This is a genomic window from Methylophilus sp. (assembly GCF_035460085.1).
In the GTDB taxonomy this organism is placed as follows: Bacteria; Pseudomonadota; Gammaproteobacteria; order Burkholderiales; family Methylophilaceae; genus Methylophilus.
Window position 1 is genome coordinate 1 of record NZ_DATHWZ010000035.1, and the last position, 21,132, is coordinate 21,132.

The window sequence follows — 21,132 nt, forward strand, 5'->3', positions numbered from 1 at the left end:
ACGGGTTTATGGTATAGTTTGCCGTTGCGAAAAATCAGGTAATGGAAATTAAAAAATGTTAGAAGCACTAAGAAAACATACACAAGGGTGGATGGCAAAAATCATTCTGGCACTGATTGTTGTGCCATTTGCATTGTTCGGGATTGATTCATATCTTAATAACGCAGGCGGGCAGGTTGCGGTTGCGAAAGTGGATGGCCAGAAAATTTCCCTGCAGGAATATTCCAACGCTGTTGAGAATGCGCGTAATTACCTGCAATCTCAAGGCCAAAAAGTGGATGCCACCTTACTGGAAAGCCCGGCTTTTAAACAATCGGTACTGGATAGTATTATTACCCGCCGCTTAGTCGAGGGTGCCATTCAGGACTACCGTTTTAAAATCAGTGATGACCAATTGAGTCAGCATGTGATTGGTATGCCTGAATTTCAAAGTAACGGTAGGTTTTCAGAAGAGACTTATAACCAGTTGTTATCGCAAAATAAGTTAACGCCTGCGAAGTTTGAGCAAAATATCCGCAAGGATTTAACTGTTCAGCAAGTGCGGGATGGCTTAATCAACCTGGTATTTATGCCACAAAAAGTTGCGGTGCAGTCGTTGATGTCAGAGTTTGAGCAGCGTGAAGTTTCTGTTGCGGATGTAAAGGTAGCGGACTTTATAAATCAAGTGACCTTGACTCCGGAGCAGGTACAGGCTTATTACAATCAGCATAAAACCAAATTCATTGCGCCGGCCAAGGTAAAACTGCAATTTGCATTATTGTCAGCTGCCGGACTGGTTGGTGATGTCAGTGTGAGCGATGAAGAGATTAAGCAAGCCTACGAGGAAAATGCTGCTAAATACCAGGGAAATGAGCAGCGTCAAGCCAGCCACATCCTGATTGGCTTTAGCAATACAGCGACCGCTGAAGAAAAAGCCGCTGCTAAACAAAAAGCGGAATCCATTCTCAAGCAGGTAAAAGAAAATCCTAAAAACTTCGAGAAACTGGCGATTGAATTTTCGCAAGATACAGGTTCTGCAAGTAAGGGCGGCGATTTGGGCAGTTTTGCGCGTGGTGCGATGGTCAAGCCATTTGAAAATGCGGCGTTCTCGATGAAGGTTGGAGATATCAGCGACCTGGTTGAGTCAGAGTTTGGTTATCACATTATCAAATTGACAGGTATTTCAGGTGAGTCTTCAGATTTAGATTCAATGAAACTCAAAATCAAAGCGGAGTTACTGTTCCAGAAAGCGCAGGCTAAGTATGCTGAGTTGGCCGATGACTTTGGTAATACTGTGTATGAGCAATCCGGCAGTCTAGACCCAGTCGCTAAAAAATTTAATCTACAGGTACAATCTTCACCGGCAATGACGAAAGATGAAATTGCCAAATTCTTTAAGAGTGACCGTCTGGCCTCGATGATATTTTCAGATGAGGTATTGAAAGAGAAGCGGAACACTGAAGCCGTAGAAATTTCTGCTAACAATTTAGTTGCCGCGAGGGTCGTTGAGTACACGCCAGAAGCACCACGTAGCTTTGATGAAGTAAAAGGTGGTATTGAGTCATTGTTGAAAGCGGAAGCAGCGACTAAATTGGCTAAACAGAAAGGCGAAGCGCTGCTAGCTGACTTGAAAGCTGGTAAAGCAGTGACTGCCGACTGGATTCCGCCCGTCACCATTGATCGCAGAAATGCACAGGGATTGACAGATTCCGTGATGAGGAATGTATTCAAAGTGAACACACATACTTTGCCTGCTTATTATGGGTTTAACGAGCCTAATCAAGGCTACACCCTCATTAAAGTGATTGCCGTGAACCAGAAGCTTAAAGATAGCCCTGATGTGGCTGACAGAGCCTATAAAGCATATCAGGCGGCACTCGGAGCAGAAATGTCATATGCTTATGTGTCATCTCTGAAAGCCAAAAAGGATATTCAATACAATACGAAAGTATTGTTCTCTAATAATGGTAACAATTAACTAATATCACGGAAGTGAAGAAAGAGGGCGGTAGCCCTCTTTTTTTATTCTTCTTTGATGAGTGTCTGGCCAAAGCTTTGATAAAAGAAAAGGGCCTACAGTGATGCGCGACAAGCAATATCCGTCTTTTTATCACCTGAAAGCCTCAACACGCTGAAGGTATCTATCAACCCAAACCCGCCTATATGTTCGGTAGATTCTGAATATACACTTTCATCCACTTTGATCTCAGCATATGTCATCCCCTGTTGAGGGGGCAGATTCTGCTTGTTTTATCTGCGGCCAAATTTAATGCTGCCCAGCTCTTGCATTCGATGACTTGGCTAATCAAGCTGTGCTTTCATGGCTGTATCTTCTTTGATTACAGGGTGTGATCTTGCGGGCGGTATATTGCGATTAGATATTGTGCAAGAGCTTTCTAATCAATCTGGTGGATGCGTGCTTATCGTTTGAACCAAAGCACCACAGTTAATGCAAGCAGGTTGAAAGTGACACTAAGCCAGAAATAATCAGAAAAGATTGTTTTTTAGACTTGTGGCGAAGTATGTTTTGCGCGAGTAAAGCGCCTGGCCAACCGCCTAGCATTGCGAGTAACTGTAAGGTTTTCTCAGGGATGCGCCTTTGTTTATGCCTGGCAGCGGACTTGTCGATTGCGTAGGAGATGAATGTGCTGCAGCTTAAAACCAGGTAAACGAAACAATAAGATACAGGGACTTTATCGAAGAAAGCTAAAAAAATCGTGCAAATGATAAATACCAACGCAAATAGTATTGAAAGCATGGTGCTTTAATGTGTTAGGTTTAGCCCGTAAATAAGATTTTAATGTTCTTTTTCAGCGCAACGCGATCGATATGTTTTAGCAAACGGCTTACCAGTGAAATTTGTACATAAGTGACCACAACGGCGCTCGTAAAAACAATGAAAAATTTAAATACGTAATGCGTATGGATATGTTTAATAAAAGGGATATGCCATAAGTAAATCCATATGGAATTGCTGGCAATGAATAGCACAACATTTTTTATATTAATTTGCTCTAAAAAATACTCGATTCTTTCGCTGTATATCCAAAGTAAACTTGAAATAAATAATGCATAAGAAAAATAGTAAATCGAAGGAGGGTATTTCAGGGATTGGGTTGGAATGAACTCACCATTGAATAGAAACAATCCCGTACCTGCAAAGGTAAATATACCCAGACTAATGCCGGCAATCGCATACAGTTGACTCCTGGTGGCATTTGCCATCCGTAACCCAATGGCAAACAAGAGGCCGTAAGGAATCACATACAGTAATACTGCTGCGGCTATTTCTCCTGCGCCTTGCCAAATGTATGGCATGGAAAAATAACGCACTATTTCGTAAAGTAAAAGACTGCCTCCCAGGGCGCCAAAGTATTTGCTTTCGCTAGCTGTATTTTGATGCCACGCGAATATAAACGGAGAGATGAGCGCAACCAGTAAAAATACCCTGATTACCCAGACATATCCTATGCCTTCAAGCAGGGTGTAAGAGGTCAGTACGGTAGTTGCTTGAAGCTCTTTGTTAACTGGGTCAAGTACAAACAGGGCGAGGAAATAAAAGCTTAAAAATATCCAGACAGGAAAAACCAGCCTTTTGACTCTTTTCCACACATAGGATGAGTATGACTCATGGGTCTTATAGCTCAAGCTAAATGACATTGCGGAGACTAATATCATTAAAGGAACATCGAAATTGCGCAGTTGAAAGAGAATTCTTGGTGGGTCCACATGCGCGAAGATAATCATGGATAGACCGATAAACCTGACTATATCTATTCTTTCGTTTCTCATTATTTGACCCATCTAACGATCTTTGAACTGAAATTGATGCTGACTATTTATTATTAATTCCAGTTTTATATTGAATTTTATTTTTATATTTAATTATTAAATTCAGTATCTTGATTTTATTTAGTACACCTATTTTATTAATTTTTATGATTATATTAATCCAGCTATTGGTGTAGCTAAAAGTGATTTATTTTCAAATCAAGGTAACAAAAAACGCCTGACTAAACTAGTGCAGGCGTTTTAAGGGTTGTTGATAAGCCCTAGTCTATTTGACCGGCAGCAGTGATATTCATGCCGCCATCTACATAAGTAATTTCACCCGTAACTCCGGATGCCAGATCGCTGGACAGGAAGGCTGCGACATTACCTACTTCTTCAATGGTCACATTTCGGCGCAAGGCGGCGTGTTTCTCATTAAAGCCGATCATTTTGTCGAAGTCTGCAATCCCGGAAGCTGCCAATGTCTTGATAGGACCTGCAGAGATAGCATTGACTCGGATACCACGTGGGCCGAGGCTTTGCGCGAGATAACGTACGTTAGCTTCCAGGCTGGCTTTTGCTACGCCCATTACGTTGTAATTAGGCATTGTGCGTTCAGCGCCTAAATAACTCAATGTGAGCAGGCTACCATTGCGGCCTTGCATCATGGGGTAGGCTGCTTTGGCCATGGCCGAAAAGCTGTATGAGCTGATGTCATGGGCAATATGGAAGTATTCACGGCTGATGTTGTCCAGGTAGTCTCCGGCCAAGGCGGCTTTTGGGACGAAGGCGATTGAATGGACCAGGCCATCCAGGCCATCCCAGACCTTGGCCAGTTCGACGAATAAATTGTCGATCTGTGCATCTTCTGCCACATCACACGGTAATACAACGGTAGATTCAAAGTCAGCTGCTAGGTCACGAACGCGCGTTTCGTGTTTATCCACTTGATAGGTAAAGGCCAGTTCGGCACCTTGACGTTTCATGGCAGCAGCAATGCCATAGGCGATTGATCGGTTGCTGAGCAAACCGGCGATCAGAATTTTTTTTCCAGCAAGAAATGCCATGCTTGATCCTGTTTGGTAGTTATTTGGTAATAATAAGTAGGGGTTAACGGCTAGCGTAGAGTGTTTGATCGAGGGTCAAACACATCCCGCAAACCTTCACCGAGCAGATTATACCCTAACACGGTAATTAAGATCGCAAGTCCGGGGTAGACTGACAGCCACCAGGCAAACTGGATGTATTCTTTGCCATCGGTCAGGATATTACCCCAGGAAGATTGTGGTGCCTGTACACCCAGTCCAAGAAAGCTGAGTCCTGATTCAAGTAGCACTGCGCTGGCGATACCTAGTACAACGCTTACCAGCACTGGTGTCAGGCTATTAGGCAGGCAATGCCTGAAAATGATACGCCAGTCCTGTGCCCCCAGTGCCGTTGAAGCCGTGACAAATTCACGTTGGGTCAGGCTGAGGAATTCTGCCCGCACCAGTCGCGTGACACTCATCCAAGAAGTCAGGCCGATGACGATCATGACATTGGTGATAGAAGGGCTAAGAAAGGCGATGACGGCCAGTATCAGGAAGAAGCTGGGGATGGAGAGCATGATATCTACCAGACGCATAATAAGGGTATCTACCCAACCGCGATAATAGCCTGCGATGGCTCCCAGAAACACGCCGATCGCAGTAGAAATACCAACGGCAACCAGGCCTACCAACAAGGATACCCTGCCGCCATATAGCATACGACTCCAGACATCGCGGCCCAGGCCATCGGTGCCCATCCAGTGATGGATGGAAGGTGCCAGCAGGATTTGCTTGACGTTGATGTCATCAGGATCATACGGTGCCAGCCACGGAGCGAGCAGGGCAAGCAGCAGTATGATACTGATCAGGCATAAACCGGTGAGTGCCAATGGATTGTGCAGTATTTTTTTCATAATTGAGCTTGTCGGTTACCTGGCAGGCATCACCCCTTTACGCAAACGTGGATCTGCCCAGGCGTACGCGAGATCGGCCAGTAAATTACCGAGTAATGTCAGTGCAGAACCTATGGTCAATATGCCCATGACCACCGGGAAATCACGCATCATCACTGCTTCGTAAAATAATTTACCCATACCGGGAATGGCAAAAATGGTTTCGGCAATCACTGAGCCGCCAATCAGGCCCGGCAGCGACAGGCCAATAAGGGTAATCAGTGGCAAAAGCGCGTTACGCAGGGCATGGCGGTAGGTGACTCTCCGGTCACTGAGACCTTTAGCCCGAGCGGTGGTTATATAGTCCTGATTCAAGACATCCAGCATGCCATTTTTAACAAATAGGGTGATCCCCGCCAGGCCGGTCAGTGATGGAATCACTACCGGCAGGAACAAATGCATAAATAAATCCTGGCCTTTTTGCCAGAAATCCAGTTGTTCGTAATTCAAACTATGCATCCCTGAAATCGGAAACCAGGGATGAATCACACCCAGCCAATACATTAACAGCAAAGATAGCCAGAAGCCTGGAATAGAAAAACCGATAAAATTGAATAGCGTGATTGAACGATCAGGCCATTGGCCATAACGTTTCGCAGCCCATACACCCAAGGGCACCCCAAGCGATAAGGTAATTAACAAACCGGCAATATTCATCAGTAAGGTAATGGGCAGGGCTTCCTGAATCATGCCTGGCGTCACATTGCCATCTTTGTCTTTTTCAGACCAAAAGACCGGCTTCTGGTGGCTGGCAAATGAATGACCAAAGTCAAGGTGCACCATGCGCTCCATCCATAAACCGTATTGCACGATGATGGGCTTGTCCAGATTGTATAAGGCGCGTAACTTCTGCCTGGACTCTTCAGAAGACTTTGGATCAAAAGCACTTTCAGTGCTGGTGATATCGCCAGGCGCCAAGTGCATGATAAAAAATGAGATCAGGCTGATGCCAATCAGCATTGGCACCATCCACAGCAATCGTCTGAGCAGGTAACTTAGCATGTTATTCCGCCTGTATCTGCGTGCGTCTTAAAGATGCCGGGATATACCATTTTTGAGAGTCATAACTTACCCCGGCCGGTGGCACCGGATCCATAATGCCTTTTACGCGCTTATGGATAGCCGTCAGGCCATAACCGGCAGATAAATAAACGATGGGACTGTCTTCGTATAAAGCTTCTGCAAACTGGTGATAAACATGCATGCGTTTATCAGGGTCAAATTCGCTACGGCCTTGTTCCAGTAACTTATCGACTTTGCTATTCTCGTAACCGATAAAGTTAAACTGCCCTGGCTTTTGCTGGCTGGAATGCCAGATAGCGAATTGATCTGGCTCCAGCCCCAATTGCCATCCCATCACCACCGCATCAAAGTCACCGGTTTTGATGAACCGGGTAATTAAACTTGCCCATTCAATAGAGCGGATACGGATATCAATACCCACTTCTTTCAGACGGCGTTGAATGATGACCGAGGTTTTTTCACGCTCTTTATTGCCGTGATTGGTCAGGACTTCAAAAGACAGTTTTTTGCCATCACGCTCAACATAACCATCGCCGTCAGTGTCTTGATAACCAGCTTCAGCCAATAAGCTGCGGGCCCGTTCCGGGTCAAAAGAGTAAGGTTTTAATTGAGGGTTGCTCCAGCGCGTGCCAGGTTTGTAAGGCGAAGCAATCTGCTCGCCCAAACCGAGATAAACGCCATCAATGATTTCCTGTTTATCAATCGCGTAGTTGATCGCCTTGCGGATGCGCACGTCATTGAATGGCGGACGTTTCAAGTTAAAGCCAAGGTAGGTGTAACTGTTTCCCAAGGCTTTGTATTGATTCAGCCTGGCTTGTAACTCCGGACGCGATGGAATGATCCTGGCATAGGTGATCGGGTCCATATTCATGCTATCGATATGGTCTGCCATCAACTCCAGGAATTGCGCGCCAGGGTCTGGAATGATCCTCTCGATCAGGGTGGTGATTTGTGGCTGCCCCAAAACAGCCTGCGGGTTGCGCTCTAATTTTAGATACTCCCCATGCCGCCACTCTTTCAGTTTGTAGTAATGACTACCCAGGGGTTTCTGCGCAAAGCTGGTGGTGTGAATATCTTGGCCGGCCAGTTTGTGCTTGGGCAGGATTTGCAAGCCAGCCCAGCTATCCAGCGCAGGTGAAAAAGCCTGGTCGTAATGCACTACAAAAGTGAGTTTATCCGGTGTTTCGGCTTTGGTGACTAGCTGGAAATCGGATGCATAGGGACTACGCGTTTTTTCATCAATAATCAATTGCCAGGTGAAATAGACATCTTCACTCGTGAGTGGGTGACCATCAGCCCACACTAATCCTGGCTTTAAATGGAAAGTGATGGTTTTCTGATCAGCAGCCACTTGCCAGGAGTCAGCCAACTCTCCGGCCAGATCCAGATTTTTGTTATAAGTCAGCAAGGTATTGAAGATGTTGGCAGTAATCGCGCTGGAAGCAGATTCGCCAGCCACCATAAAGATCAGCCCACTGGGGTCCGATGGCATCGCATCAATAAAAGTGCCACCTTGCTGAGAAGGGTAGGCTTGATTGAACCTGGCGTTATTTTGCTCGGAAACGTCTGAGCTGCAGGCTGCCAGCATGCCACACAAAGAAATAATCAGTAAATAACGATGAGCCATGTGCAGTGTTTGTGTGGTTGGCAAGTTATTGGTTAGGATAGCCCGCGAATGTCATGCAGATCACACATCATATACACATTCTATTATTTATGAGTGGTTTTGCTTTTTTTTGCTGGGGTGGTTGAGGTCTTCTTGGTGGAAGAAGATGATTTTTTCGAGCGACTGCTACTGTTGGATGAGGCCTTTTTATAACTGGCTTTTGTGATCCGTGCACTTGAATTTCTCTTACCTGAAACGGTAGTCATGCCTTCTTGCTGTTCGAATTGCAACACCTGTCCAATAGCCAGCTTTTTGCTTTTTAAGTGGTTCTGCTGCATGATTTGTTTGGAGCTGACGCCGTAACGTTTCGCCAGTTGGGAAAGCGTGTCACCTTGTTTGACTTTATGCGAAATGGCCGTGTATTTATTTGACGCTGCTTTTTCAACAGCCACTTCGATCGGGATCTGCGCCATCGCTACCGCGTCAATCGGCTTGGTCAACGTTGAATGATTGCCGGCAGGCACCAGTAATGTCCTGCGAACAACCAGGTTTCGGTTAGGTTTCAGGTTGTTGGTCGCACTTAACTCATACAGGCTGATATCGAAACGATTGGCGATATCCCCCAGACGTTCTCCACGTTTGGGGTGATAACTGTGCCAGTTAGATAATGGCTGTGTGTAAGCATTCAAGTTGTTGGTGAAATTGCTGGCCGCCCAGGTCGGTAACAAAAGTTTCTGGTAGCTTTTTTCAGTGATCAGCACGGGACGCGTGAAGCTGGGGTTCAACGCGCTGAACTCCTCCATTGAGATGCCAGCAAGCTCTGCGGCCAGTTTGGCATCGATTTTATTCGGTGCTTCCACGGTGGTGAAATAAGGCTTGTTCGGGATCTCATTCAAGGTCAGCCCATATTGTTCCGGGCGGAAAATAATATTTTTAATCGCCTGCAATTTAGGCACATAGTTGCGGGTTTCATCGGGCAGGGACAGATGCTGATAATCAGTTGGTAATCCAAGACGCTGATTACGCTCGATCGCACGTGCCACTGTGCCTTCTCCGGCATTGTAAGCCGCCAGGGCCAGGTCCCAGGCACCAAACATGGTGTATAACTTTTGCAGGTAATTGAGTGCCGCTTGCGTTGCTGCGGTCACGTCTTTACGTGAGTCTTTCCAGTAGTTTTGCTTGAGGCCGAAATCTTTGCCGGTGGAAGGGATGAATTGCCAGATGCCGGAAGCCTTGCTGGTGGATAAGGCTTTCGGGTTAAAACCGCTTTCAATCATCGGAAGCAGGGCGATTTCGGTCGGCATGCCACGTTTTTCTACTTCCACCACGATGTGGTACAGGTATTTTTTGCTGCGCTCAAGCATACGCGAGACATAATCAGGGCGCGAGGCATACCACTGCTCATGCTTATTGGTATAGTCTGAATCAATATCCGGCATATTGAAGCCGTCACGCACACGGTCCCACAGACTGTCCTGTAGCGTCAGTGCATCTTCAAACTGGTAGGTTGAGCTATAAGTGTCAGCTTCAGTTTCGCCAAAACTTTGATCATAACTACCATTATCATTCGACAAGGTCGCTGGCTCTACGTATTCAGCTATTGCCAGTAAAGGAAAAGCCAAAAAAGTAATGCTTAGCAGTAATTGATTAAAACGCATGACGGTAATTCAAAATCCTGGGGCTAATGCACAATGTCGCATCAGATAGCCTGGCTATCTATGTATGAATGCATGTGCATGCATTGATAAAACTTGATTGGCCGTGAAGCCCGGTCAAACAGCATGTGGTTGACGTAACGTGTATAAGCGGTAAAGGGAGGACACATTCTACGTTAATTTCATTGAGAGACAAGCCCTTGTGGATATCACTGCTTTGTGCGTGTCATTTAGGTTCTATCAGAAGTCGTTACGTCGAGCGCGTAGTTCAGTGAAAATATCGACAGCTGGCCAGTGCTGAAACTCAGCATGTTTTGAAAGTGAATCACAGCGTAAAAAAGGGTTGGTTGCCAGTTCGAGTGACAGGATAGTCGGTAGGGTAGGTTGTTGGTTTTTCCTGAGTAAAGCGGTATTTTGCGCACGTTGCTGCAAAGTGGTGTTTTCAGGCTCAACGGTCATAGCGAATGCAAGGTTATGCGCTGTGTATTCATGGGCAGGATAGATCAGTGTCTCTGCCGGTAAAGCTGCAATTTGTTGCAAAGAGGCATACATTTGCGCAGGCGAGCCTTCAAATAAACGGCCACAGCCGCCGCCGAATAACACATCACCACTGAATAAATGCTGCTGATTGATATAGTAAGCAATATGGTCGAGAGTGTGCCCCGGCAATGCCATGACCTGACAGGATAACTCAGGAAAAGACGCGAACTCAATACAATCACCTTCTTTGACGCGTATCGCTTTTACCGCATTGTATGACGGGTGGTTATTATCTGGAGCGTAGACTGGGCATTGCCAGTGCTGCTGCAAAGCCAGGGCGCCGCCGACATGGTCAGCGTGATGATGCGTTAATAATATGCCTTCCAGTTGATAGCCTCCGGTTTGCAGTGCATGTTCCACCACGGTGGCATCACCGGGATCGACTATCAATGCATGTTTGCCTGTGTGGATCAGCCACAGGTAATTATCGCTAAAAGCGGGCAGGGCAGTGATTGCTATACTTGCGAAAGTCTGTTGCATCACGCATCATTGAGAAAACGGTCATTAATGTCAAGCCAGGCTTGAAACCGCAAAGCAGCATAAATTGTAAATTTCATCGGAGCCTACATGAAGTCGAACCAGCCAGCCACCTTCGATGCTACCGCGCTGGGACATTACATCGCTCAATGTGAAACTACCGTTTATGAGCAAGCTGTCGCTAACGTTTTCGGTTTTCATGCATTGCAATTGGGGTTGCCGGGATATGACTTTCTCAAGCAATGCCGCATCCCTTACAAACATCATTTGCATGGGCAGTTCACAAAAGAAACCTCCATGCTTTGTGAACCGGAATTTTTACCTTTAACTGAAAGTTCCGTTGACCTGATTTGCCTGCCGCACGTACTGGAACAATGTGAGGACCCGCAGCAAACATTGCGCGAAGCTTTTCGGGTGCTAGTGCCTGAGGGAACATTGATTCTGACTGGTGTTACGCCTTTCAGTTGCCTTGGTTTGCGTGCAAGAACCGGCTGGCTTAAGCAAGCCGGTGCGTTTAAGCGTTTGTTTACTGCCCGCCGTATCAGAGACTGGTTGAATGTATTGGGTTTTGAAATTGTAGAAAGTCATTACCTTATGCATGCTTTGCCCATTAATGATCAAAGCTGGCTAGCGCGGCAAGCCAGATTAGAAAAGTGGGGCGCCTGCACTTTTGGCATGACCGGAGGCGTCTATTTTCTGGTAGCAAAAAAAAGAGTGCTGAATGTGCGGCTGTTAAAGCCTGACTGGAAAAAGTCTTCTTTGAATCAAGCCTTGCAGGCACAAAAAAGCCGGACGCGGATTCAAAATAAAATGCAAAAACAGTTAAAATGCGCGGATGTCGACACAAAGCTGGATTGAAATGTATGCGGATGGGGCCTGTAAGGGAAACCCCGGCGTAGGTGGGTGGGGCGTTTGGCTGAAAGCCGGGCTGCATGAAAAAGAATTATTTGGCGGTGAGGCACTCACCACTAATAACCGCATGGAGCTGATGGCGGTGATTCAGGGCCTGCAAGCTTTAAAAAAGCCTTCCCATGTCAAAATTTACACCGACTCCAGTTATGTGCAAAAAGGCATGACCGAGTGGATTACTGGCTGGAAGCAAAAGCAGTGGCGGACAGCAGATAAAAAGCCAGTGAAAAATGCGGATCTCTGGAAAATGCTGGATGCTTTGGCAAATCCGCATACCATTGAATGGATCTGGGTCAGAGGTCACGCGGGTAACCTGGGCAATGAACGCGCGGACGGGCTGGCAAATCAGGGCGTGTTAACCGTCGCAAAATCATCCCCAATCAAATCAATGCTTGAATAAGTGTAATCATGAGACAAATCTTTCTGGATACGGAAACAACCGGCTTATATCCCGACCAGGGCCACCGGATTATTGAAATTGCCGCAGTTGAAATTTTTAACCGTAGGCCTACCCAGCGCCACTTTCATGTTTATATTAATCCTGAACGTGAGATTGACCCCGGTGCGCAGGAAGTACATGGCATTTCACTGGAGTTCTTGCAGGACAAGCCGCTATTCGCTCAAGTCGCGGAAGAGTTTGTGGAGTTTGTGCGCGGTTCTGAATTGATTATCCATAATGCCCCTTTTGATATGGGCTTTCTCAATATGGAATTAGCCAGGTTGGGCTTGGATAAGCTGGAAGCATCAGTCAGTGGCATTATCGATACGCTGAAAATGGCTAAAGAATCACGTCCAGGCCAGCGTAATAACCTGGATGCTTTGTGCCGCCACTTTGGTATCGATAACTCCAAGCGAACGTTGCATGGTGCGTTACTTGATGCGGAATTGCTAGGCGAAGTCTACATCGCAATGACGCGAGGTCAGGAAAGCCTGCTGATGGAATTAAACAGTTCGGTTGAGCAGGTAACTGACGCTAGCATTGTGGTGGATTTAAGCAAATTAAAAGTGTTGACTGCTGATGCAGAAGAGATTGCAGCCCATGCCAAGTACATCGAAGGGCTGGCTAAATCAGGCGCTACACCTTGGTAATTCAAATCCTGAAGCGAGTGGATTCAATCACTTGACTAAGCATGATCAAACGCATCTGTCCAACTGTTAGGCGTTTCATACAGCCTGACTTTCATCAATTTAAGATGGTTGTCGAAAGTGCCGTGATATTGCGCTTTTAGCAATTTAAACGCTTCGGCAGCCATATTTTCTGCGGTCGGGATAGTCGGGAAGATCACTGTCTTGTGATTGGGCAGGCTGTTTAAGAAATCCAACACAGCGGTATCGCCTTGATAGACCAGGAAAGCATGGTCCCAGCGATCTACAATGGTTTCTCTGGCTATGCGTTTAACGTCGGCAAAGTCCATAACCATACCGTTTTCTGAAGCGTGTTCTGCCTGAATGATGTCACCGGATAAAGTGATCTCTATCGCGTAGCGGTGACCGTGTAAATTGCGGCATTGACTTTTATGATCAGGAATACGATGTCCGGCATCGAACTCCAAGCGTGTAGTGATTTCCATGACGGCATTATATCAGTAACCATGCAGTACACTCTGCACGAAAACCAGTCACATTGTTAATATAAGTCGTCAATATCCATCAAGGCATCTTCGTCAGCCGAGTAGTGCTTATGACTTTTTTCATAGCTGCCATAGCTAGTGTCAAAATCATCCACTTCATCGCCGGCAAAGTCTTCCAGCATTTGGTCGATACGTTTAAATTTGTCGGTAGGTCCTGCTTTTTGCAACATAATTCACTCCTCATTACCAGTTAATTATTGCTCAAACATGTCAGTCATGACATTCTTACCGTATTCATTAGCATAGACTGTGCCAAAGCCAAGTTTAGTTCCTGCAATTCGTCCATGTTTAGGCAATGAAAAATTAAAAATGCTAGCAATTAGATAGAACAATTGGCCTAAATGATTGTCTGTAAAGCATTAATGTAAATATTACGATTAATATCATCAGGAGATTTTTAATGCGTGGTTTGATAATCGCATTGTGCAGTTTGGGAGTTTCTTCCATGGCAATTGCCGACTGTTTACCTATATATCAACACCAGTTTAAAACCCTGCAAGGTCAAACTGTCGATTTTTGTCAATTTCAGGATAAGCCGATTTTAATTGTAAACACCGCCAGCAAATGTGGATTCACGCCACAATTTGAAGCACTGGAAGCCATTTATGAGCAATATAAGGATAAAGGCCTGGTGGTGATCGGATTCCCATCCAACGATTTCAAACAGGAACCAGGCAACAATAAGCAGGTGGGAGATTTTTGCAAACTGACCTATTCTGTCAAGTTTCCTATGATGGAAAAAACCAGTGTGACTGGTGCCAGTGCAAACCCACTCTATCAGCAACTCATCGCGCAAACCGGCAAAGCGCCACAATGGAATTTCTATAAATACGTCATCTTGCCTGGCGGGCAAAAAGTATATTCATTCAACAGCATGACGCGTCCAGATAGTGAAGAGATTCTGAGCAAGATAAAACCATACTTAAAATAACAAGTAACTTGCAGGAAACAATGGCCCGTGAGCAAAACTCACTGGCCATTCTTTTAAGTGAAAAAAATAAGTGAATAAAAAAATAAATAAATAAAGTACGCTGTTAAAGTCTGGACGTCCCTGGAACACGATACAGCATTTTAATTTCGCCCAACTTCGCCTGGGACGGCTTATCTGCTTTAAATCTAAAACGCACTCTCCCTTTTAAATTGAATAAAAATCCACGCTTTGGTCTTTATTGATCGTTAAGCACTTATAATTCGCTTTCTGAAAGTATCTGGACTTTTATTGACTCAGACTTTTTTTTTGTCCAATATGAAACCAATAAAACTTAATTCCGTTTGGTACCGAAACCTGGTGGGCGATGCAATTTACAAATGAAGTAATCTAATGGGCATTAAACTTGAATACATGCCTTCTGAAGAAGTAAAGTGTCAACCCCAGTCATGGCAAGATAAGGCATTAGGGGTAGTCAGTTTTAGCGACGCTCAAGACCGCCTTGAAGATCAGGCCAGTCACAGTAATATTCCAGAAATTCATCTCAATGCGCGGGTATTGTCAGGTAGCCATTTAGCGAGCGAAGCTTTGCTGGCGATTGAATCTACTTTGGAAATGCATCAGCCATTGGTGAGCGATAGTACAGGCCTTATACATTACCGATGTGATGGTGAGTTGCTGTTTGGCGTCATCAATTTGGATGAGTCGTCCAGATTGATGAATGATAGTCTAGGCAAATCTATCTCGGATTTGCAGCAGGCAACAGAAATCGCTTATCAACAGATATTCACATTAATAGACGGGCTCGGTTATTCACAGGTTTACCGTTTCTGGAACTATATGGCCGATATCAATGGAGATGGCAACGATCATAAGGATAGCCTCGAGCGCTATCGCCAATTCAATATCGGCCGCAAAAACGTATTTGTTAACCTGGGTAGGGAGCAAGGTGAGCAACTGCCTGCAGCCTGCGCACTCGGTTTGCGTACGGGTCCTTTAAGCATTGCATTTTTGGCTGGTAAAACACCCGCAATCGCGATTGAAAATCCGCGACAGGTTAAAGCCTATCACTATCCCGAACAATATGGCCCGCTCACACCAAGTTTTTCACGCGCAACATTAGTCCAGCTGAGGCAGCAACTTTTCTTGTTCATCTCGGGTACCGCCAGTATCGTCGGCCATGAAACTTTGCATATACAAGATATCATTGGTCAAACCAATGAGACCTTGATCAATCTGGAAGCAGTGGTTAGCGAGGCCAACCGTAAACTGGGAAAATCATCGTTCAGGCTTTCAGATGCCTGTTTCAGGGTGTATGTGCGTGATGCGGGTGATTTGGATCACATCCGTGAAACGATACATAGTCACTTCAACAGGGAGGTCAAGGCAGTCTTTGTGCAAGCAGACATTTGCCGACAGGAGTTGCTGGTCGAGATAGAAACAACCTTGCAGGAAACGGTAGCACCCAATGATCGGCAAGCTTTAGGCACAGCATGAAGACCGCTAACCCCATCATCACATCTGCATTCTTAACGTTGCTGTTGCGGCTGTATGATTATTTTGTGCTCTATGCCGGGTTGGTCTGGTTAGGTTTCCTGAGCCTTTGCTGGACACTGATCGCCGGCGTACTTTACCCATTGCTTCCTGAAAGCAAGGCCCTTTATTTCGGTCGCTACGTCATCATGATCGCTTTTCGTGCTTACCTTGCGAGCCTGAGTTTATCGCAGCGTTGTAGGTTTGACCTCAGCGAGCTGGACGCACTCCGCAATGAGCCACCATTGATCATCGCGCCTAACCATCCTTGCTTGCTAGATGCGGTGATGATCATTTCCAGGTTACCCAATATTGCCTGCGTGCTGAAATCTGAGCTCATGAACAATATTTTTCTAGGGGCAGGGGCGCGGTTAGCACGTTATATCCCTAACGAGCCGATACGCCACATGGTCATGCAGGCAACAAAGGATTTTAAAACCGGTAGCCATTTATTGCTGTTCCCGGAGGGCACGCGTACGGTGCGTCCACCCATCAATGCTTTGAAAGGCAGCATCGCCCTGATTGCACAGAAGGCGAAAGTACCGGTGCAAACGGTGATCATTGAAACCAATTCTCCCTACCTGAGCAAGGGTTGGTCTTTATTTCGCAAACCGCCGATGCCGGTCAGCTATCGAGTGCGGCTCGGAAAACGGTTTTCGCCGCCCGAAGATACACATAGCTTTATGGGTGAACTTGAAGCGTATTTCAAGGATGTACTTGAGGAAGAGATGGCTAAAGCACCTGTGTCAGAAAGCGGAGCTCCAAATCTGGATACCCCAAACTTTGAGTCACCGATTAAATGGTGAATCAAAGCGACCCTATGATAAATCTTGCTATGAATCCTTCAAAAACCCATATCGTGCTGATTCCAAGCTATAACCCAGGTGTGAAAGTATACGAAACCGTACAGGCAGCACGCCAGTTCTGGAACCCGGTGTGGGTTGTGATTGATGGTAGTACTGATGGGTCGGAAGTCACATTGAAAGCCATGGCGCAGGCAGATTCGGGGTTGCGCGTGATTCACTTGCCGCAAAACAAAGGTAAAGGCGCTGCCGTGCTGCAGGGGCTGCATCAGGCCCATGCACAAGGCTACACGCATGTGCTGACGATGGATTCAGATGGGCAGCATCCTGCAGAGCTGATACCGCAATTTATGCAGTCATCGATTGCGCAGCCGGCGTCCATGGTCCTCGGTAAGCCGATCTTTGACGCCAGCGCGCCCAATATCCGTGTGCAGGGGCGCAAGCTTTCCAATATGTGGGCTAACCTGGAGACCCTTGGCGGGAACATCGGGGATTCCTTGTTCGGCTTCCGTGTCTATCCGATAGTACCCTTAAGAAAAGTGATGCGATTTAATCCCTGGATGCGGCATTTCGATTTCGATCCTGAAGCCGCAGTGCGATTAAGCTGGCTTGGCGTTAAAGTAATTAACTTGCCAGCGCCGGTGCGTTATTTCAGTTCAGATGAAGGCGGAGTGTCGCATTTCCGTTACTTGCGCGACAATGTGCTGCTTACCTGGATGTATACAAGATTATTCTTAGGCTTTGTTCTCAGGCTGCCGATATTAGTTATGCGGCGCTTGCGAAACCAGTTTCATTGATCAGATCACACATTCATCACGATTTAAATCATCCCGCCGTTAATCGAGATAATCTGCCCGGTGATGTAGGTAGATTGGTCTGACGCAAGAAAGCTGACCAGGTCTGCCACTTCTTTTGCCTTACCTGCGCGTTTCATAGGCACCATATTCTTGATCGCTTGCGCATCAAAGGTATTATCAGTCATTGCTGTTTCAATAATGCCCGGTGCAACGGCATTCACGGTGATTCCGCGGCTGGCGACTTCCTGCGCCAAGGATTTGGTCGCGGCGTTCAGTGCGCCTTTAGCCGCCGAATAATTAGTCTGGCCGCGATTGCCGGTGATTCCTGAAATAGAGGACACATTGATGATTCGCCCCCAGCGGCTGCGTATCATGGGCATCATCAGCGGTTGCGTCACATTGAAAAAACCATGCACGGATACATCAATCACTCTGTGCCATTGCGCAGGACTCATCCCGGGAAATACCGCATCATCATGGATTCCAGCGTTGTTAACTAATACCTGGATAGGCTCGTCCTCGACAAGGGCACTGAGGACTGTATTGACAGCAGCCTGGTCCGTGACATCAAATTGCAATGCTTCTGCACTTCCGCCTGCTGTCTTTATTTCCTCTGCAAGTTGTTCTGCAGTTGCCTGGTTATGGTGGGCGTGAATAAACACGTGATAGCCATCTATCGCTAACCGCTGGCAAATTGCTGCGCCTATACCACCACTACCACCCGTTACCAAAGCTCTTTTCATGATGCAACTTTCATAGATATTTATCGCTGTTTCCTGTGCTATTTTCAGACCCGATTTCCTGGTCGAGTTTTCCCGGATGACTGTTTCAATAAGCGATTAAGGCGGCAGCGTCTAAAACGACTGTTGCACGGCCTTCAAGCAATATTTTCTCATCGGCAGAAACCTTAAATTCATACAGCATATTATTTTCATTCGCCATGATACATACCGCATTAATCAACAGGTCTGCTTCGATATCATCCAAGCGTGCTACGTGCATATTGACCCCGCGCACGCTAACCAGGTAACCGACTTTGGGTTTTGGCTGATTTCCAGGCGCAGTTAAAGCTCCATGAACTGCCATTGCCTGTGCCGCATATTCAATACCATGAACAATCCCCAATTGCTGATGTGCCCGTAAAGGATTTTCTGCTGAACGATGGCTAATAGCAGTACAACTGATATTGGCTTCATTCCAGGCCTGTACCTGGTTGAGTAAGCACATATCACCCTGATGCGGGATATGGCTGGCGATCCAGGCGTGATCCAATGGTTTGCCTGTCTCCAGGGCATCTGAATGATTTAGCATGGGTCTACCTCTACAGCCAAGCGTAAACCATCCAGGTAATCCAGCATCACATGGCCACTATCATGGCGTGCGATCAGTTGCAGCAATGGCAGGCTGCGCATGGATGGGATAGCGGTTCGTAAATTTTCCAGTGCGGCAGCATCAAACTGGTATGCCGGTTCATCAGTCACACTAACAGTGATCTGTGCAATGCTACGTGTACTTTTTTGCGCCATCAGCACCAGGGCAATACTGCTGTTATCGGGAATCGGCCTTTTAGTAAACATGGGTTCAGGATAAGGCGTATCGCTTGCGATCAGGATACACGGCGTATCTTCAATCACCACTTGCGTGATCGCATCCAGCAGCCCGGCGCCGAAACTGGCATCGAATGCGCAGAGTACCGATGAAGTCGCCATGGTTTTTGTAGCGATACTCCAGTAACCCGCAGCTGCGTTATGCACGGAATTGTGGAAACGGGTAGGGGATATTTCCCTGTCTTCAGACGCCAGCATTTCACAGATGCTATGGCAGTTCACGCCATCGCCGTTGGAAAATGAAAATACGCTGGGCAGGCTTTTACCCTCTACACCTGCTTGAGACATCGCTTCCAGTGAAGTGGCTAATGTGAGCTTCACGATATCACTAGCCCGCCTGCGTTCCGCTGCTGGCAATAATTCTGGTGTAGGAATGACCGTTTTTGCGGAGTGATAAGGTTGCAAACCGGCAAGGACCTGTCTTGCGCTGGGCCAATCATTCAAGCCGGGGGCGATCAACCCTATGCCATCGATATATACGCTTAATCTTGAACTCATGGCTGGTTACCTGTTTCTGCGTCCGCTGCGCTGGCCAAACCGAAAATCAAACTGCAGTTGGTACCGCCAAAACCAAACGAATTGCTCATCACCCGTTGCAGGGTTTGAGGGCGGTTTTGCAACTGGTAGTTTAATGGGAGTTGAGTATCTATGGTTTGGGTATTGAGTCCACCGGGTATAAAGCCATGCTGCAAGGCGAGGGCGCAAATCACCGCTTCCACGCCGCCGGCAGCCCCTAGCGTATGCCCGGTAGCGCCTTTGCTGGAACTGCAAGGCACATCTTTATTCTCGTGTTCGAAAATCGCCATGACGGCCTTGGCCTCTGCAGCATCGTTACTGGGTGTCGCCGTTCCATGCAGGTTGATGTAATCTATATCAGAGGGTTTTAACCCCGCGCTATCTAAAGCCTGATGCATAGCCAACTTCGCACCCAAGCCTTCTGGATGAGGGGATGACATATGGTAGGCATCGCTGGATTCGCCTATGCCGAGCAAGAGGACGGTGTCAGCGGCGTGTGTGGATTTGAATGTATCTGGCGCTTCACCGGCATCAGGTGTGCGTTCCAGTAAGGCAAAGGCAGCGGCTTCGCCAATCGAGATGCCATTTCTATCCTTGTCGTATGGGCGGCAAGCCTGGCTGGAAAGCAGGTTCAACGAATTGAAACCATAGAGTGTTGTCAGGCACAGGGTATCTACGCCGCCAACGATAGCTGCATCAATCAGGCCTGCTTCTAACATACGGCGCGCAAGGCTGAATACCTTGGCGCTGGAAGAGCAGGCAGAAGACACGACTGCAGCGGGACCCGAGAGCTGGAAATAGTGACGGGTAAAGTCAGCGACCGAATAGGTGTTCTGGGTTTTGCCATAAATAAAGTTTTCAGGCAGCTTCCCTGTGGTTTTGTCACGGTTGCGAAAAGCAAGCTCGGTTTCCAATATGCCAGAGGTACTGGTACCTAAAAACACACCGATACGGTCAGCGCCATATTGACTGATAGCCGCGTTGACAGCTTGTTCAAAGCCATCCTGTTCGAGGCCTAATTTAGCCAGGCGGTTGTTACGGCAATCATATTCCTGCATATTTGCCGGCATGGCGACCTCATCCACACCCTCAACTTCGCCTATGAAAGTTGGCAGGTCTACAGTTTCGAAATCACACGGTTTAAGCGCTTGCCGTTGTTGTAACAAAGCATCCAGTGTTTGCTGCAAGCCTTTGCCTATGCAACTGGTCACGGTGAAATGTGAAAGTAATAATGGTTTCAAAAAATCTCAGCTTTCGTTACAAGGGTTTATTAATGAGCATACTCTTATCTATCAAGGCTTCTTTGTAGCGTTCATTGCTAAGCTTAATACAACGCAACCATGCGTGAGTTCAGTATAGCTGAGTACTGAATGGGT

22 protein-coding genes are annotated in these 21,132 nt (G+C 46.7%); 8 read left to right on the forward strand and 14 right to left on the reverse strand.

Annotated features, from left to right (window positions below):
- The first annotated feature begins 55 nt into the window (after window positions 1-55).
- Window positions 56-1,957: a SurA N-terminal domain-containing protein gene (locus VK958_RS05935; RefSeq protein WP_325239809.1), complete on the forward strand. Its 1,902-nt coding sequence runs from the start codon at window positions 56-58 to the stop codon at window positions 1,955-1,957.
- A 468-nt stretch (window positions 1,958-2,425) separates the two neighbouring features.
- Here the strand turns inward: VK958_RS05935 and VK958_RS05940 are convergent, their stop codons facing one another.
- The 8 genes from VK958_RS05940 to gloB form a co-directional block, all read right to left on the reverse strand.
- Complete coding sequence (locus VK958_RS05940; protein ID WP_325239811.1) at window positions 2,426-2,737, reverse strand: DUF1294 domain-containing protein; 312 nt, start codon at window positions 2,735-2,737, stop codon at window positions 2,426-2,428.
- Window positions 2,738-2,757: 20 nt separating this feature from the next.
- A complete protein-coding gene (locus tag VK958_RS05945) occupies window positions 2,758-3,771 on the reverse strand; it encodes an acyltransferase family protein (RefSeq protein ID WP_325239813.1) in 1,014 nt (337 codons plus the stop codon).
- A 260-nt stretch (window positions 3,772-4,031) separates the two neighbouring features.
- Window positions 4,032-4,817: an enoyl-ACP reductase FabI gene (locus tag VK958_RS05950; RefSeq protein ID WP_325239815.1), complete on the reverse strand. Its 786-nt coding sequence runs from the start codon at window positions 4,815-4,817 to the stop codon at window positions 4,032-4,034.
- 50 nt (window positions 4,818-4,867) lie between these two features.
- On the reverse strand, window positions 4,868-5,692 hold the full coding sequence (locus VK958_RS05955; RefSeq protein WP_325239817.1) for an ABC transporter permease: 825 nt from the start codon (window positions 5,690-5,692) through the stop codon (window positions 4,868-4,870).
- A 15-nt stretch (window positions 5,693-5,707) separates the two neighbouring features.
- Window positions 5,708-6,733: an ABC transporter permease gene (locus tag VK958_RS05960; RefSeq protein WP_325239819.1), complete on the reverse strand. Its 1,026-nt coding sequence runs from the start codon at window positions 6,731-6,733 to the stop codon at window positions 5,708-5,710.
- Window position 6,734: 1 nt separating this feature from the next.
- Window positions 6,735-8,381, reverse strand: a complete 1,647-nt coding sequence (locus tag VK958_RS05965; RefSeq protein WP_325239821.1) for a peptide-binding protein — start codon at window positions 8,379-8,381, stop codon at window positions 6,735-6,737.
- Between the two features lie 83 nt (window positions 8,382-8,464).
- Window positions 8,465-10,018: a transglycosylase SLT domain-containing protein gene (locus VK958_RS05970; RefSeq protein ID WP_325239822.1), complete on the reverse strand. Its 1,554-nt coding sequence runs from the start codon at window positions 10,016-10,018 to the stop codon at window positions 8,465-8,467.
- 237 nt (window positions 10,019-10,255) lie between these two features.
- Entirely contained in the window at window positions 10,256-11,035 is a 780-nt protein-coding gene (gloB, locus tag VK958_RS05975; protein WP_325239824.1) for a hydroxyacylglutathione hydrolase, read from the reverse strand.
- 87 nt (window positions 11,036-11,122) lie between these two features.
- Here gloB and VK958_RS05980 point away from each other — a divergent pair, with 87 nt between their 5' ends.
- Genes VK958_RS05980 through dnaQ form a run of 3 tightly spaced genes read left to right on the forward strand, consistent with a single transcriptional unit; the run spans window position 11,123 to window position 13,030 of the window.
- The gene (locus VK958_RS05980; RefSeq protein ID WP_325239826.1) at window positions 11,123-11,890 is read left to right on the forward strand and encodes a class I SAM-dependent methyltransferase; all 768 of its coding nucleotides are present in this window, start codon (window positions 11,123-11,125) and stop codon (window positions 11,888-11,890) included.
- A 1-nt stretch (window position 11,891) separates the two neighbouring features.
- Complete coding sequence (gene rnhA, locus VK958_RS05985; protein WP_325239854.1) at window positions 11,892-12,341, forward strand: ribonuclease HI; 450 nt, start codon at window positions 11,892-11,894, stop codon at window positions 12,339-12,341.
- Between the two features lie 8 nt (window positions 12,342-12,349).
- A complete protein-coding gene (dnaQ, locus tag VK958_RS05990; protein WP_325239827.1) occupies window positions 12,350-13,030 on the forward strand; it encodes a DNA polymerase III subunit epsilon in 681 nt (226 codons plus the stop codon).
- Between the two features lie 35 nt (window positions 13,031-13,065).
- Here the strand turns inward: dnaQ and queD are convergent, their stop codons facing one another.
- Together queD and VK958_RS06000 are read right to left on the reverse strand one after the other, a co-directional pair.
- Window positions 13,066-13,512: a 6-carboxytetrahydropterin synthase QueD gene (gene queD, locus VK958_RS05995; RefSeq protein WP_325239828.1), complete on the reverse strand. Its 447-nt coding sequence runs from the start codon at window positions 13,510-13,512 to the stop codon at window positions 13,066-13,068.
- Window positions 13,513-13,568: 56 nt separating this feature from the next.
- Window positions 13,569-13,742 carry a hypothetical protein gene (locus tag VK958_RS06000; protein WP_200934417.1) on the reverse strand — a complete coding sequence of 58 codons (174 nt, stop codon included), beginning with the start codon at window positions 13,740-13,742 and terminating at the stop codon, window positions 13,569-13,571.
- Between the two features lie 230 nt (window positions 13,743-13,972).
- On the opposite strand from VK958_RS06000, the gene VK958_RS06005 reads away from it, so the two are divergent.
- From VK958_RS06005 to VK958_RS06020, 4 genes are all read left to right on the forward strand, one after another.
- Window positions 13,973-14,503 (forward strand): glutathione peroxidase, encoded by a 531-nt coding sequence (locus VK958_RS06005; protein ID WP_325239831.1) that lies wholly within the window; start codon window positions 13,973-13,975, stop codon window positions 14,501-14,503.
- 390 nt (window positions 14,504-14,893) lie between these two features.
- On the forward strand, window positions 14,894-15,997 hold the full coding sequence (locus VK958_RS06010; protein WP_325239834.1) for a chorismate transformation FkbO/Hyg5 family protein: 1,104 nt from the start codon (window positions 14,894-14,896) through the stop codon (window positions 15,995-15,997).
- The gene (locus VK958_RS06015; protein WP_325239835.1) at window positions 15,994-16,839 is read left to right on the forward strand and encodes a lysophospholipid acyltransferase family protein; all 846 of its coding nucleotides are present in this window, start codon (window positions 15,994-15,996) and stop codon (window positions 16,837-16,839) included. Before VK958_RS06010 ends, VK958_RS06015 begins: the two co-directional genes overlap by 4 nt.
- A gap of 14 nt (window positions 16,840-16,853) precedes the next feature.
- Entirely contained in the window at window positions 16,854-17,633 is a 780-nt protein-coding gene (locus VK958_RS06020; RefSeq protein ID WP_414683859.1) for a glycosyltransferase family 2 protein, read from the forward strand.
- 23 nt (window positions 17,634-17,656) lie between these two features.
- Here VK958_RS06020 and fabG read toward each other — a convergent pair whose 3' ends face one another.
- From fabG to VK958_RS06040, 4 genes are all read right to left on the reverse strand, one after another.
- Window positions 17,657-18,376, reverse strand: coding sequence for a 3-oxoacyl-ACP reductase FabG (gene fabG / locus VK958_RS06025; protein ID WP_325239836.1), 720 nt, complete (start codon window positions 18,374-18,376; stop codon window positions 17,657-17,659).
- Between the two features lie 85 nt (window positions 18,377-18,461).
- A complete protein-coding gene (locus VK958_RS06030) occupies window positions 18,462-18,944 on the reverse strand; it encodes a hotdog family protein (RefSeq protein ID WP_325239837.1) in 483 nt (160 codons plus the stop codon).
- Window positions 18,938-19,738, reverse strand: coding sequence for a beta-ketoacyl synthase chain length factor (locus tag VK958_RS06035; RefSeq protein WP_325239838.1), 801 nt, complete (start codon window positions 19,736-19,738; stop codon window positions 18,938-18,940). The genes VK958_RS06030 and VK958_RS06035 overlap by 7 nt, the downstream gene beginning before the upstream one ends.
- Window positions 19,735-20,997 (reverse strand): beta-ketoacyl-[acyl-carrier-protein] synthase family protein, encoded by a 1,263-nt coding sequence (locus VK958_RS06040; RefSeq protein ID WP_325239839.1) that lies wholly within the window; start codon window positions 20,995-20,997, stop codon window positions 19,735-19,737. The genes VK958_RS06035 and VK958_RS06040 overlap by 4 nt, the downstream gene beginning before the upstream one ends.
- Window positions 20,998-21,132: the final 135 nt, after the last annotated feature.

What these genes read in the sequence shown, in the direction of transcription:
- VK958_RS05935 (WP_325239809.1), top strand. Translation starts at nt 56, where the DNA reads ATGTTAGAAGCACTAAGAAAACATACACAAGGGTGGATGGCAAAAATC.
- VK958_RS05940 (WP_325239811.1), bottom strand. Translation starts at nt 2,737, where the DNA reads ATGCTTTCAATACTATTTGCGTTGGTATTTATCATTTGCACGATTTTT.
- VK958_RS05945 (WP_325239813.1), bottom strand. Translation starts at nt 3,771, where the DNA reads ATGAGAAACGAAAGAATAGATATAGTCAGGTTTATCGGTCTATCCATG.
- VK958_RS05950 (WP_325239815.1), bottom strand. Translation starts at nt 4,817, where the DNA reads ATGGCATTTCTTGCTGGAAAAAAAATTCTGATCGCCGGTTTGCTCAGC.
- VK958_RS05955 (WP_325239817.1), bottom strand. Translation starts at nt 5,692, where the DNA reads ATGAAAAAAATACTGCACAATCCATTGGCACTCACCGGTTTATGCCTG.
- VK958_RS05960 (WP_325239819.1), bottom strand. Translation starts at nt 6,733, where the DNA reads ATGCTAAGTTACCTGCTCAGACGATTGCTGTGGATGGTGCCAATGCTG.
- VK958_RS05965 (WP_325239821.1), bottom strand. Translation starts at nt 8,381, where the DNA reads ATGGCTCATCGTTATTTACTGATTATTTCTTTGTGTGGCATGCTGGCA.
- VK958_RS05970 (WP_325239822.1), bottom strand. Translation starts at nt 10,018, where the DNA reads ATGCGTTTTAATCAATTACTGCTAAGCATTACTTTTTTGGCTTTTCCT.
- gloB (WP_325239824.1), bottom strand. Translation starts at nt 11,035, where the DNA reads ATGCAACAGACTTTCGCAAGTATAGCAATCACTGCCCTGCCCGCTTTT.
- VK958_RS05980 (WP_325239826.1), top strand. Translation starts at nt 11,123, where the DNA reads ATGAAGTCGAACCAGCCAGCCACCTTCGATGCTACCGCGCTGGGACAT.
- rnhA (WP_325239854.1), top strand. Translation starts at nt 11,892, where the DNA reads ATGTATGCGGATGGGGCCTGTAAGGGAAACCCCGGCGTAGGTGGGTGG.
- dnaQ (WP_325239827.1), top strand. Translation starts at nt 12,350, where the DNA reads ATGAGACAAATCTTTCTGGATACGGAAACAACCGGCTTATATCCCGAC.
- queD (WP_325239828.1), bottom strand. Translation starts at nt 13,512, where the DNA reads ATGGAAATCACTACACGCTTGGAGTTCGATGCCGGACATCGTATTCCT.
- VK958_RS06000 (WP_200934417.1), bottom strand. Translation starts at nt 13,742, where the DNA reads ATGTTGCAAAAAGCAGGACCTACCGACAAATTTAAACGTATCGACCAA.
- VK958_RS06005 (WP_325239831.1), top strand. Translation starts at nt 13,973, where the DNA reads ATGCGTGGTTTGATAATCGCATTGTGCAGTTTGGGAGTTTCTTCCATG.
- VK958_RS06010 (WP_325239834.1), top strand. Translation starts at nt 14,894, where the DNA reads ATGGGCATTAAACTTGAATACATGCCTTCTGAAGAAGTAAAGTGTCAA.
- VK958_RS06015 (WP_325239835.1), top strand. Translation starts at nt 15,994, where the DNA reads ATGAAGACCGCTAACCCCATCATCACATCTGCATTCTTAACGTTGCTG.
- VK958_RS06020 (WP_414683859.1), top strand. Translation starts at nt 16,854, where the DNA reads ATGATAAATCTTGCTATGAATCCTTCAAAAACCCATATCGTGCTGATT.
- fabG (WP_325239836.1), bottom strand. Translation starts at nt 18,376, where the DNA reads ATGAAAAGAGCTTTGGTAACGGGTGGTAGTGGTGGTATAGGCGCAGCA.
- VK958_RS06030 (WP_325239837.1), bottom strand. Translation starts at nt 18,944, where the DNA reads ATGCTAAATCATTCAGATGCCCTGGAGACAGGCAAACCATTGGATCAC.
- VK958_RS06035 (WP_325239838.1), bottom strand. Translation starts at nt 19,738, where the DNA reads ATGAGTTCAAGATTAAGCGTATATATCGATGGCATAGGGTTGATCGCC.